Origin of the sequence: Pseudomonas sp. C6002, from assembly GCF_013385805.1 — a bacterium.
In the GTDB taxonomy this organism is placed as follows: domain Bacteria; phylum Pseudomonadota; class Gammaproteobacteria; order Pseudomonadales; family Pseudomonadaceae; genus Aquipseudomonas.
The window spans coordinates 24,732-37,145 of record NZ_JACAPH010000040.1 but is presented as its reverse complement, the minus strand read 5'-3'; the positions used below and the strand labels follow the sequence as shown (position 1 = coordinate 37,145).

The following is a 12,414-nucleotide window of genomic DNA, read 5'->3' as shown; positions in this document are numbered from 1 at the left end:
TGGGCCGGCATTCCGGCTTTTCAAAAGTGAGCCGCTGTAAGAGCGGAACCAATACAAGCCATCACCCAAATAACGGATATGCCCCCACCCCAACCAGGAACGCCTCAGGACTTAGGCGTCAAATCCACCTTGAACCATTTTTCGCTGAGTTTCTTAACAGTCCCATCAGCAATCGCTTCTTTCAACGCCGCATCAAACTTGGCCTTCAACTCCGGATCGCTCTTGCGAAAACCCAGGCCCTCGCCATCACCCCAGATAGGGCCCTTGATCTGCGGCCCGGTATACGCCAGCCCCTTGTTCTCAGGCTTGGACATGATCGAATCAAGGAACGTAACGTCATCAAAAATCGCGTCAATACGGCCCGATTGCAGATCAAGAATCGCATCGGCCGACGTGTTGTACTCACGAATCGTCGCCACGTCCTTGAAGTTCTCATCAATGAACTTGGTGTAAATGATGCCTGAAGCGATCCCGATGGTTTTACCCTTCAGCGCCTGACGCAACGGCTCGATCGCATCGTGAATCGCCTTCGGATCAGCACTCAGCGTAATCGCATTCGCCGCCCCGGTTTTACCCGGCAGCAACGCCGCATCCTGCGCGACAAAGTTGGCCGGCGTCTGCGCGTAGGGAATCGAAAAATCCATGACCTGCTTACGGTCGTCAGTGATAACGATCGCATCCATCAACACATCAAACTTCCCTGCGTTGAGACTGGCAATCATGCCATCCCAGTTCTGCACGGTGATCTTGCACTGCAGCTTCATCTTGGCGCACAGGTAGTCCATCAGCTCAGGCTCGAAACCACTGATCTTCCCGCCTGGCAATGTCAGGTTCCAGGGCTCGTACGCGCCCTCGGTCGCGATGTTCACGGACGTCCAGTCCTTTGCCTGCAGTCCGGAAGCACTTGCCATCACTAGGGTCGCTACAGCAACAGAGCCTAACCAATTCGATTTTTTAGCGGTCATTTCTATTTCCTACCAATGTTTTGATGTGGGCTTAGGACTTTTTTCTCGAACGAATACAGGTTTGGGGACTGGCCGATTCGCTCTCCAGTCTGCACATGACTCCACATGTACATACATGTCATTGCAAAATATTTGCCAGCTTTTAAAAATAAATAACCTGTTGATTTTCAAGGAAATTAAACATGGTTAGAAAATGTGCGCGGTTTTTTCGCCCTGTTTTGGGTCGATAGGTAGCGTTTTGCACCCGCCCGTGCGCTGTCAGGTGTCAGGCGTGGGGGCAGCGTTCGCGGTGAGTATTGGCGTGAATCCCAGGTGCTCAAGCAGTCGCGCCATATCGCGGACTGCGATCGACAGGGTCGCGGTATTCACCAGCGGATGGCAGAGAATCCTGTCGCCGTTCCACACCTCTTCGGCGATCACAACCTGGGTGGCGCGCTGCACGTCATTGCACAACCCCAGCAATGACACCGCTCCCGGCTCCACGCCCAGGGTTTCCATCAGGCGGCGCGGCGAGGCGAATCTCAGGCCCTTGAGGCCGAGGGTTTGCGAGAGTGCACGCAGGTCCAGGCGCTGCTCGCTCTTGAGCACCACCAGGGTGGGATTCAAGCCTTTGGCATCGCACAGGAAGATGTTCTTGACCGCCTGCCCGCTGATTCCGATGTCCAGTTTGTCGGCTTCTTCGCAGGTGCGCACGGCGCTGTGTTCCACGTATTCATAGGCAATGGAGCAGGTATCGAGCAGGTGTAGAACGTCTTTGGGTTGAAGCATTCGCAAAGTCCCCGGGTATCGCTTTGTCTGCGCCAAAAATGGCAAAGGCCCGCCGTCCGAAAAGGAGGGCAGGCCGTTTGACGGCGTGGTTGTCAGTTCAGGTGATGGGCCACCAGGTCGTTGATTTTCCCGCTGCGCACCTGCTCAATCACACTGGCCATGTCAGCGTAAAACGCGCGGTCGTTATCCGCCACCGGCACTTCACTGCGCACCAGGTCATAGACCGCCTTGGTCGCGGTCGATGCCTTGTTCACATCGTGGAAATCCAGGGCCTGGCACGCGACCAGCACTTCGATGGCCACCACCGACTGGAGTTTTTGCGAGACTTTGTAGGCCTTGATCACCGCGTTGTAGGCCAGGCTGACCGGGTCTTCCTGGTTGCCGCACGTCGAGACGCTGTCGATCGACGACGGCATCGACAGGGTTTTCATTTCGGCGTACAGCCCGGCGGCGGTGTACTGGACGATCATGTAGCCGCTGTTCAGGCCCGGGTTGCGCACCAGGAAGGCCGGCATTTCGCTGAAGTGCGAGTTGATCATGCGGTCGGTCCGGCGCTCGGAAATTTTCGCCAGGTTGGTCAGCGCCACACACAGTGTGTCGGCTGCAATCCCGATGTAGGTGCCGTCGAAGTTGGCGCCGGAAATCGCGATACCGTCACCGTCGTCCAGCGGGAAAATCACCGGGTTGTCGCCCGAAGAATTGATTTCGCGCTCGATGGTTTCCCGCGCGTAGTTGATGAACTGCCGGGAAGCACCATGCACTTGGGGGATGGCACGCAGGCTGTAGACGTCCTGTAGGCGGTAATCGATGTTGTCTGCGATGAGCTGGCTGTCGTGCAGGATAGCCTTGATATTGGCGGCGGTTGCGGCCTGTGCGGGGTGAGCCTTGATCGAGTGGTAGCGCGGGTCGAACGCGCGGATGGTGCCCTTGAGCGCCTCCAGCGACATGGCCGCCGCCACGTCCGCCAGGTCCGCAGCCTGCATCGCGTTGTACAGCGCCAGCGTAGCGATGGCGGTCACCGACGTGGTGCCGTTCAACATCGCCAGGCCTTCCTTGCACTGCAGGTCGGTCGGTTGCAGGCCGACCTGTTGCAGGGCGGTTGCGCCATCCACCAGTGCACCGCCCTTGACGCTGGCGCGGCCTTCGCCGAGCAGCACCAGGGCCAGGTGGCCTTCTACCGCGAGGTAACCCACCGAGCCTTCGCCCGGCGCAAAGGGCACCACGTCGTGGTTGAGCAGGCCGGCGATCAGTTCCAGCAGTTCCAGGCGCACCCCGGAGTAGCCTTTGCCCAGGCTGATCAACACCATCAACTGGATCGCCCGCACCTGTTCACGCACCAGCGGCTCGCCGACGGAAACAGCGTGTGAACGCACGATGTTGACTTGCAGTTCCTTGGCGTTTTCCGGCGAGATCACATGCCGCACGTTGTCGCCAAAACCGGTGGTCACGCCGTACACCAAACGGTTTTCATCGAGGAATCGCTCGATCAACCCACGGGACTTTTTAACCCGGTTCTTGTAACTGTCGGCAAACGAAACAGTGGCCGAATAGCGGGCGATCGCCACGAACTCTTCGATGCTGGGTTCTCTGTCGCCTAACACGACATGGGTAATTTGTTCAGGCAGGGTTTTCATCAGCGACTCCAGCAGGGCGTAACGCAATGGGGTGGGAAGTGGTTTCACTCTACGGGTTGCACTAGCTGAAGAAAATATGCGGTTTTCTGTTATTTTTAGTAGAAAATCTAAACTGCTGAAGTCTCGAGATTCCCCCATGAGCCGTTTACCGCCGTTGCGCGCGTTGCAAGTGTTTGAAGTGGTGGGCCACTGCGCCGGTATGTCCCAGGCGGCGATTCGCCTGGGGATCTCGGTGGGCGCTGTCAGCCAGCAAATGAAACTGCTCGAAGATGCCCTGGGCATGAAGCTGACGCTCAAGGACGGCCAGCGCCTGCGCTTGAACAGCGTCGGCGAACGCCTGCACGCCCGCTGCACCGCGGCGTTCGAAGAACTCAGGCTGGCGGTGGCCGAGGCCGAGCGGGCGAAGAATCCCAACAACCTGTATATCAGTTGCCTGCCTTCGCTGATGACCAAATGGCTGTCGCCGCTGATCGACGAGTGGGGGCAGGACGAAACCGACCTGGACATCTACCTCGACAGCACCCTCGATGATGCATCGGGGGAGGAAAGTGCCGACTTTCGCATCGGTTATGGCGAGCACCCCGAGCATTCCGGGCATAGCGTGCCGCTGTTCCGCGATTGTGTGGTGCCCACCTGTTCACCGCAGTTGCTGGAACGGGTTGCGTGCGCGCGGGACTTGCTCGATTACCGCCTGATCGGCATCGACTCGCGGCCCAAATTCGATTCGCCGCCTTCGTGGACCCAATGGTTCAGCGAGCTGGAAGGGCAAACCGGCCAGCCCATCGTGATCCGCCGCAATTATTCATCATCGATTACCGCGATCCAGGCGGCCATCGACCGGCAAGGCATCGTGCTGGCGCAGTTCTCAATGATCGCCGGAGACCTGCGCGCCGGTCGGCTGGTGATTCCCTGGCGGTTCGCCGTGCCGCTGGCGGCGCCGTACTACCTGAGTTGGCACCCCAATACCCTGCACAAACAGCAGTGCCGCGGGTTTCAACGCTGGATGATCGGGCAGGGGCAGAAACAGGAGAAAATTACCGCTGCCATGCTTTCTGCTGCGCACTTTGATCATTAAGTTGTCACTTACGGTCATTGAGCGCCAGCCGGCGGACTCTTAGTCTGTGGGACATAAACCGATGGAGTGCCATTCGAGCGCTCCACGTCCCGTGATGATCCGTTGTGGAGCTGTACCATGACCGCTGCTGCCTACCCGCACTTGCTGGCCCCGTTGGACCTGGGTTTTACCACCCTGCGCAACCGTACCCTGATGGGCTCGATGCACACCGGCCTTGAAGAGAAACCCGGCGGCTTCGAGCGCATGGCGGCCTATTTTGCCGAACGTGCCCGTGGCGGCGTGGGCCTGATGGTCACCGGCGGCATTGGCCCCAACGATGAAGGCGGGGTGTATGGCGGTGCGGCCAAGCTGACCACCGACGAAGAAGCGCAGAAGCACAAGATCGTCACCCGGGCGGTGCACGAGGCGGGCGGCAAGATCTGCATGCAGATCCTCCACGCCGGGCGTTATGCCTACAGCCCGAAGCAGGTAGCACCGAGCGCGATCCAGGCGCCGATCAACCCGTTCAAGCCCAAAGAGCTGGACGAAGAAGGCATCGAAAAACAGATCAATGATTTCGTCACCTGTTCGGTGCTGGCCCAGGTCGCCGAGTACGACGGTGTGGAAATCATGGGTTCGGAAGGCTACTTCATCAACCAGTTCCTCGCCGCCCACACCAACCACCGCACCGACCGCTGGGGTGGCAGCTACGAAAACCGCATGCGCCTGCCGGTGGAAATCGTGCGCCGGGTGCGCGAAGCCGTAGGCCCGAATTTCATCATCATCTTCCGCCTGTCGATGCTCGACCTGGTAGAAGGCGGCAGCACCTGGGAAGAAATCGTGCAGTTGGCCAAGGCTATCGAGCAGGCCGGTGCAACGATCATCAACACCGGCATCGGCTGGCACGAAGCGCGGATCCCGACCATCGCCACCAAGGTGCCGCGTGGCGCGTTCAGCAAGGTCACCGCGAAGTTGCGCGGTGCGGTGCAGATTCCGTTGATCACCACCAACCGGATCAACACCCCGGAAATCGCCGAGCAGATTTTGGCCGAAGGCGATGCCGACATGGTCTCGATGGCTCGCCCATTCCTCGCCGACCCGGACTTCGTCAACAAGGCTGCCGAAGGCCGCGCCGATGAGATCAACACCTGCATCGGCTGCAACCAGGCCTGCCTGGACCACACCTTCGGCGGCAAGCTGACCACCTGCCTGGTCAACCCGCGTGCGTGCTACGAGACCGAGCTCAACTACCTGCCGGTCAAGCAGATCAAGAAAATCGCCGTGGTCGGTGCCGGTCCTGCGGGCCTGGCGGCCGCCACCGTCGCCTCCGAGCGTGGGCATCAAGTGACGCTGTTCGATTCGGCCAGCGAGATCGGCGGCCAGTTCAACATCGCCAAGCGTGTGCCGGGCAAGGAAGAGTTCTTCGAGACCCTGCGCTACTTCAAGCGCAAGTTGCAGACCACTCACGTCGAACTGTGCCTGAACACTCGGGTCGACGTTGAGCAGCTTGTTGCGGGCGGTTATGACGAGATCATCCTCGCGACCGGCATCGCGCCGCGTATTCCGACGATTCCCGGTGTGGAAAACGCCAAGGTATTAAGCTACCTCGACGTGATCCTGGAGCGTAAGCCGGTGGGCCATCGCGTGGCGGTGATCGGTGCCGGCGGTATCGGTTTTGACGTCTCGGAATTCCTCGTGCACCAGGGCGTGTCCACCAGCCTGGACCGCGAGGCGTTCTGGAAAGAGTGGGGCATCGACACCCACCTGGAAGCCCGCGGCGGTGTGGCCGGGATCAAGCCCGAGCGCCATGCGCCGGCGCGTGAAGTGTTCCTGTTGCAGCGCAAGACCTCCAAGGTCGGCGACGGCCTGGGCAAGACCACCGGCTGGATCCACCGCACCGGCTTGAAGAACAAGCAGGTGCAGATGCTCAACAGCGTCGAGTACCTGAAGATCGACGATGAGGGCCTGCACATCCGCATCGGCGCCGAGGGTGAACCGAAGGTGCTGGCGGTGGACAACATCGTGATCTGCGCCGGGCAGGACCCGCTGCGGGAATTGCAGGATGGCCTGGTGGCGGCCGGGCAGAACGTGCACCTGATCGGCGGCGCGGACGTGGCGGCCGAGCTGGATGCCAAGCGCGCCATCAACCAGGGTTCGCGCCTGGCGGCCGAGCTGTAAACACGTAAAAGGGGCGGTGGTAGACTACCGCCCCTTTTCTTGTGCAGAACCGCCCTCATGGGTCCTTTCGACTGGCTTCCCCACGCGCCCCTTGAACCCCTGAAGCTGGACTGGATGGGGCCGGTGGAAGTCGCCGTGCTGCGCCTGGATCGCATCGACCCGCTGATCAGCGGCAACAAGTGGTTCAAGCTCACCGAGCACCTGGCGCAAGGCCGGGCGGCGGGCGCCAGCGGGATCATCAGCCTGGGCGGCGCTTACTCCAATCACCTGCATGCACTGGCGGCGGCCGGGAAACGCTTCGGCTTTCCTACCGTTGGCTTGCTGCGTGGCCATCCGCAAGACACTCCCACGGTGCTCGACCTCAAGGCCTTCGGCATGCAACTGCATTGGCTGGGGTATGGCGGCTATCGCGCGCGCAACGAGCCGGACTTCTGGCTGCCCTGGCGCGAGCAGTATCCGCACCTGCACCCGGTACCTGAAGGCGGCGGGGGCCTGGCGGGCGCGTTGGGTTGCGGGGTTTTGGTGAATCAGGCGCAGGCGCAATTAAACGGCCTGGGCTGGACGGACTATCACGGTTGGTGGCTGGCGGCAGGCACCGGTACTACATTGGCGGGATTGGTGCTGGCGGAGGCGGGCGCGCATCCGGTATATGGCGCCCTGGCGGTGCCCGACGACCACGGGGTGGCGCAACAGGTGCAGGCGCTTGTGCAGCAGGGTTATGAATTGCTGGAGGCCAGCCGGGGCGGCTTTGCCAAGGTCGATCCCGAGTTGCTGGCCTTTATCGACGCTACCGAGCAAGCCTGTGGCCTGGCGCTGGAGCCGCTGTATACCGGCAAAGCGTTATTGGCGTTGAAACTACAGATTGAAGCCGGGAGATTTTCCCCCGGCACCCGCCTGATCTTCGTCCACACCGGTGGCCTGCAGGGCCGCCGGGGTTTCCCTGTTGCACCCGGTTAATGTAGGCGCTGGCTTGCCTGCGATGCAGACACCGCGGTGTATCAGTGGCACCGAGGTGATGCTGTCGCAGGCAAGCCAGCTCCCCCACAAGCCAGCTGCCACATTCAATCCGTGGGCTTACTGAATGCTCCCTCTCTTGCCGGGCATCATCCTCAACGCAGTGTTGTCTCGCAGCACATAGTGATGGGCCAATCCGGCCAACGCATGCAGCCCGATCAGCCAGTAGCCGATCTTGCCGAACAGCACGTGCCAGCTTTCAATTTCCTTGGCCAACGCCTTGTTCTCGGCAATCAGCGGCGGCAACTCGATGCCGTAGAACATCACCGAATGCCCCTCGGCGCTGACGATCAGCCAGCCGGCGATGGGCATGCCGATCATCAAGGCGTACAGCGCCATGTGCATCAGGGTGGCGAGGAGGGTTTGCCATTGCGGCGGGGCCGGTACGATCTTCGGTGCCACGCCCAGGCTGCGGGCGAACAACCGTAGCCACACCAGCACAAACACCGTCAGGCCGAACATGAAGTGCATTTCCACGATCAACGTACGTGCGCCGCTGCCTTTGGGAAACTGCCCGCGTAACTCAATGCAGGCGTAGACCACCGCCAGCAGCACCACCATCAGCCAGTGCAACGCAATCGACATGGTGCTGTAACGCGTATCGGAATTTTTCCAGGGCATCGCTTTCTTCCTCACTCATCAGGGCAAACCTCCGTTCTTTGCGACGGAGTCCTTTCAATGTAAGCCTGTTTTACGAGGTTTGCCCGTGAGAGGAGGGTGTATAGGCGATCTTTTGATCTCGATCAGTTGCCCTGCGGCATTTCACCCCGTGCCAGGCGCTGGTTGATGTCGGCGATCACCGCAGGCAGGTCGGTGATGGTGTCGATCATGTAGTGTGGGCGCGAGCCTTCGAACATGGCCTGGATACGCGTGCGTTCGCTGGCGAGTGTGCCGGCGTCGAGGGCGCGGAACTGCTCGTAGGTCAGGCCCAGGGCATTGCCCGAGCAGGTCAGCGCCACGGTCCACATCCCGGCGCGACGGCCTTCGAGGATGCCCGGCACGGTGTCGTCGATCTTCACGCAGGCCGCTACGTCATCGATCCCGAGGGCGATCACGTTGGCCAGGGCCTGGGCCGGCCATGGTCGGCCGTTGGGTACTTCGTCGGTGGCGACCACGTGGTCTGCGATATAGCCATTGGTGGCAGCCAGTTCGACAACCTTGTCCATCACCTGCTTGGGGTAGCCGGAGCACGAACCGATCTTGATCCCTTGCTGGCGCAGGTTGGCGATAGTGTCCAGGGCACCGGGGATCAATGCCGAGTGCTCGGCGATCTTCTCGATCTGCAGCGGCATGAAGCGCTGGTAGATGGCGGTCACATCATCGTCAGTCGGTGTGCGGCCGAAGGCCTTGCGGTAACGCTCGGCCACCTGCGGCTGGTCGCACAGGGTGCGGATGTGGTCCCACTTGCCCATGCCCATCGGGCCACGGGCTTCCTCGATGGAGACCTGCACGTCGAACTCGGCGAAGGCTTCGACAAAAATCTGCGTGGGCGCGAACGAGCCGAAATCGACCACGGTGCCGGCCCAGTCGAGGATCGCGGCTTGAAGCTGGGTTGGGTTTGCGTAGTTCATGGTTCAGATCCTGTGAGTAGTGGGCAGTCAGATGTCGAGCACGTTCATTTCTTGCAGCACCTCGGCTACCGCCGCTACCGCGGCTTGCATCTCGGCCTGGTTCACATGGCCGATGCAGCCCACGCGGAAGGTTTCCACCTGGGTCAATTTGCCGGGATAAAGGATGAAGCCCTTGGCCTTGACCCGTTCGTAGAACTCCTTGAACTGGTAGCGCGGGTCTTTCGGCGCGTGGAAGGTAACGATGATCGGCGCCTGGATCGCGGCGGGCAGGAAGCTGCGCAGGCCCAGTTCGGCCATGCCGTCCAGCAATGCCTGGCAGTTGTCGGCGTAGCGCTGGTGCCGGGCGGGCAGGCCGCCTTCTTCGTTGTATTGCAGCAGCGCTTCGTGCAGCGCCGCCACCACGTGGGTCGGCGGTGTGAAGCGCCATTGGCCGGTCTTGGCCATGTAGCTGTGCTGGTCGAAAAGGTCCATCGCCAGGGAGTGGCAGTTGCCTTGGGCTGCAGCCAGCGCCTGCTTTTCAGCGAACACAAAACCCATCCCCGGTACGCCTTCCAGGCACTTGCCGGAGGCGGCGATCAGCGCGTCGAACGGCACCTGGCGGGCGTCGATCGGCAGCGCGCCGAAGGAGCTCATGGCGTCGATAATCAGGCGCTTGCCGTGGCGGGCGATGACCTGGGCGATCTCGGGCAACGGGTTGAGAATCCCGGTGCTGGTTTCGCAATGGATCAGTGCGACGTGGGTGATGCCCCTGTCGGCGTGCAACAGGCGGTCGACGTCGGCGGCGGTGGTGGGTTCGTCCTCGGCAGTTTCAAAGGTACTGAACTCGCGGCCGAGCACTTCGCAAATCTTCGCCAGGCGCTTGCCGTAGGCGCCGTTGATCAGCACCAGCACCTTGCCGTCCCGTGGCACGAGGGTGCCGATGGCCGCTTCCACGGCAAAGGTGCCGCTGCCTTGCAATGGCACGCAATGGTGGCTGGCGGTGCCGTTGACGATCACCAGCAGTTGCTCGCAAAGACTGGCGGTCAGTTGATTGAAGCGGTCATCCCATGAACCCCAGTCGACCATCATGGCCTGGCGGGTGCGGGCCGAGGTGGTCAAGGGCCCCGGGGTCAGCAGGATCGGCGCGGCAGTGCTCATTCGTGTGTCCTCGCAAAACATTGGGATGAAGTTACGGCGCCTAAATTGCAGTTTGACTTGTCATCAATCAAATTGTTTGTTGTTATGCGAGCTATCAGTGAGGCCGATAGCTATGAACCTGTTTCAACTGCGTGCGTTTGATGCGGTGGCCCGCGAGGGCAGTTTTACCCGGGCGGCCGAGCGCCTGTTCATCAGCCAGCCGGCGGTGACCGGGCATATCAAGGCGCTGGAGGAGCACTACCAGATCGCGCTGCTGCGGCGTACCGCGCGGCGGGTGGAGTTGACCGAGGAGGGCACCAAACTCGCGGCGATCACCCGGGCGATCTTCGGCCTGGTGGAAGAGGCGCAGACGTTGCTGGAGGCCAACCGGCAATTACTTACCGGGCGCCTGGAAGTGGCGGCGGACGGGCCGCACATGGTCATGCCGATGCTGGCCAGCCTACGGCAGCGGTATCCGGGGATTACTGTCAATTTGCGCCTGGGCAATGCGCAGGAAACCCTCGCGGCGCTGTTGTCGGAGCGGGCTGACGTGGCGGTGTTGACCGAGGTGGAGCCGCGCAAGGGCCTGCACTTGCAGCCGTTGATCGAGTCACGGATTTGCGCGTTGGTGCCGGCCGGCCATCCGTGGCTGGCGGAGCCTGCGGGTATTCGGCTGGAGCAATTGGATCAGGTGATCATGGTGTTGCGTGAACCCAGCTCGATTACGCGGCGGACCTTTGACGATGCCTGCGCCCAGGCCGGCGTGCAGCCCCGGGTGCTGCTGGAACTGGACAGCCGTGAGGCGGTGACGGAAGCGGTGGCGGCCGAGTTGGGGGTTGGGGTGGTGTCGTCGATGGAAGTCAGCCGGGATCCGCGGGTGCATGCGATTCCGATCCAGGGCGAGGGGCTGGTGAACCGGCATGTGATCGGGTGCATGGAGCGGCGGCGGGAGTTGCGGTTGATTCAGGCGTTTTTCGAGTTGGCGCCCTGAGTGGGGGTTGGCTGAAGATCGAGTTGGCCCTTTCGCGAGCAAGCCCGCTCCCACATTCGACCGCGTTCCATCGGTAGAACTCGGTCAACTGTGGGAGCGGGCTTGCTCGCGAAGGGGCCTTCAACTTCACCGCAAACTTTCCCGCACAATCTCCAGAAACGTCGCCACCACCCGCCGCGAACTCTGCTCCTTCAAGCACACCAGTGTTTCCTTCATCCGCTGCGTACAGTCACGGATCGGCATCGCATACACCCGCGAATCTGCGCCAAACTCCGCAGCCGACACCACGCCCACGCCAATCCCCACCACCACCGCCTCCCGCGCGGCTTCGCGGCCTTCCACCTGGATCGCCGGGCGAATGCGCAGCCCGGCCTGGTGCATTTCCTGCTCCAGGGTCTGGCGGGTCACCGAGCCGATTTCCCGCAACACCAGCGGCGTATCGTCCAGGTCCGCCAGGCAGATCGACTCGCGGCCCGCCCACGGGTGGTTGCGGGCGACAAACGCGAGCAATTGGTCATCGGGCAGCGGCAGTGACAGCAGCCGCTCGTCGTCCACATCGCGCCCCAGCAGCGCGAGGTCGGCCTGGTAGTTGTACAGGCGAAACAGTGATTCATCGGTGTTGCCGGTTTCGATCTTCACGCTGATGCCTGGGTACAACTGGCAGAAGCGCGCAATCTGCGGCAGCACATGCACCGGGGCGTCCACCGCGAGTGTCAGGGTGCCGGTTTGCAAGGCGCGGGAATCCTGCAACAGCTCTTCGGCTTCCGCCGCGACGGCAAACAGACGCTGGGTGATGCTCAACAGGCGCTCGCCGAGGTCGGTCAAGCGCACCGAACGTTTGTTGCGATGAAACAGCAGCACGCCGAAACGTTCCTCAAGCTTGCGCACCTGGTCGGAAATGGCCGGCTGGCTGAGGAACAAGCGTTCGGCGGCGTGGGTAAAACTGCCGTGTACGGCCACCGCGTGGAAGGCTTTGAGTTGCGCGTGAGACACCGACATCGCGAATCCTCTTACAAGCTCAGCTTATATTTGAAATACGATAAATCGATTTTACCTATTAGTCAGCCATTGCTTTGATAGCCCCAGTCGCCGTAGGTCGAGTCCTACACCTTCGGCGGCCATG

11 protein-coding genes are annotated in these 12,414 nt (G+C 61.3%); 4 read left to right on the top strand and 7 right to left on the bottom strand.

Going from position 1 to position 12,414, the window contains the following annotated elements; genetic code table 11:
• Positions 1–104: 104 nt before the first annotated feature.
• From HX817_RS27870 to hutH, 3 genes are all read right to left on the bottom strand, one after another.
• A complete protein-coding gene (locus HX817_RS27870) occupies positions 105–869 on the bottom strand; it encodes a transporter substrate-binding domain-containing protein (protein ID WP_003212408.1) in 765 nt (254 codons plus the stop codon).
• 354 nt (positions 870–1,223) lie between these two features.
• Positions 1,224–1,733 (bottom strand): prolyl-tRNA synthetase associated domain-containing protein, encoded by a 510-nt coding sequence (locus tag HX817_RS27865; RefSeq protein WP_177041890.1) that lies wholly within the window; start codon positions 1,731–1,733, stop codon positions 1,224–1,226.
• A gap of 92 nt (positions 1,734–1,825) precedes the next feature.
• The gene (gene hutH, locus HX817_RS27860) at positions 1,826–3,367 is read right to left on the bottom strand and encodes a histidine ammonia-lyase (protein WP_177041888.1); all 1,542 of its coding nucleotides are present in this window, start codon (positions 3,365–3,367) and stop codon (positions 1,826–1,828) included.
• 136 nt (positions 3,368–3,503) lie between these two features.
• Here hutH and HX817_RS27855 point away from each other — a divergent pair, with 136 nt between their 5' ends.
• The 3 genes from HX817_RS27855 to HX817_RS27845 all read left to right on the top strand — a co-directional run bounded on the left by HX817_RS27855 (position 3,504) and on the right by HX817_RS27845 (position 7,556).
• A complete protein-coding gene (locus HX817_RS27855) occupies positions 3,504–4,442 on the top strand; it encodes a LysR substrate-binding domain-containing protein (protein ID WP_177041886.1) in 939 nt (312 codons plus the stop codon).
• Positions 4,443–4,559: 117 nt separating this feature from the next.
• Positions 4,560–6,599 (top strand): NADPH-dependent 2,4-dienoyl-CoA reductase, encoded by a 2,040-nt coding sequence (locus tag HX817_RS27850; RefSeq protein ID WP_177041884.1) that lies wholly within the window; start codon positions 4,560–4,562, stop codon positions 6,597–6,599.
• A 57-nt stretch (positions 6,600–6,656) separates the two neighbouring features.
• Positions 6,657–7,556 (top strand): 1-aminocyclopropane-1-carboxylate deaminase/D-cysteine desulfhydrase, encoded by a 900-nt coding sequence (locus HX817_RS27845; protein ID WP_102369531.1) that lies wholly within the window; start codon positions 6,657–6,659, stop codon positions 7,554–7,556.
• A 117-nt stretch (positions 7,557–7,673) separates the two neighbouring features.
• Here HX817_RS27845 and HX817_RS27840 read toward each other — a convergent pair whose 3' ends face one another.
• The 3 genes from HX817_RS27840 to HX817_RS27830 all read right to left on the bottom strand — a co-directional run bounded on the left by HX817_RS27840 (position 7,674) and on the right by HX817_RS27830 (position 10,321).
• The gene (locus tag HX817_RS27840) at positions 7,674–8,234 is read right to left on the bottom strand and encodes a cytochrome b (RefSeq protein ID WP_177041882.1); all 561 of its coding nucleotides are present in this window, start codon (positions 8,232–8,234) and stop codon (positions 7,674–7,676) included.
• 122 nt (positions 8,235–8,356) lie between these two features.
• Complete coding sequence (gene phnX, locus HX817_RS27835) at positions 8,357–9,184, bottom strand: phosphonoacetaldehyde hydrolase (RefSeq protein WP_003212423.1); 828 nt, start codon at positions 9,182–9,184, stop codon at positions 8,357–8,359.
• A 27-nt stretch (positions 9,185–9,211) separates the two neighbouring features.
• Positions 9,212–10,321, bottom strand: coding sequence for a 2-aminoethylphosphonate--pyruvate transaminase (locus HX817_RS27830; RefSeq protein ID WP_177041880.1), 1,110 nt, complete (start codon positions 10,319–10,321; stop codon positions 9,212–9,214).
• Positions 10,322–10,433: 112 nt separating this feature from the next.
• Between HX817_RS27830 and HX817_RS27825 the strand changes: the two genes are divergently transcribed.
• Entirely contained in the window at positions 10,434–11,291 is an 858-nt protein-coding gene (locus tag HX817_RS27825) for a LysR substrate-binding domain-containing protein (protein WP_003212427.1), read from the top strand.
• A 126-nt stretch (positions 11,292–11,417) separates the two neighbouring features.
• Here the strand turns inward: HX817_RS27825 and HX817_RS27820 are convergent, their stop codons facing one another.
• Positions 11,418–12,290, bottom strand: coding sequence for a LysR substrate-binding domain-containing protein (locus HX817_RS27820; protein WP_003212428.1), 873 nt, complete (start codon positions 12,288–12,290; stop codon positions 11,418–11,420).
• Between the last annotated feature and the right edge of the window lie 124 nt (positions 12,291–12,414).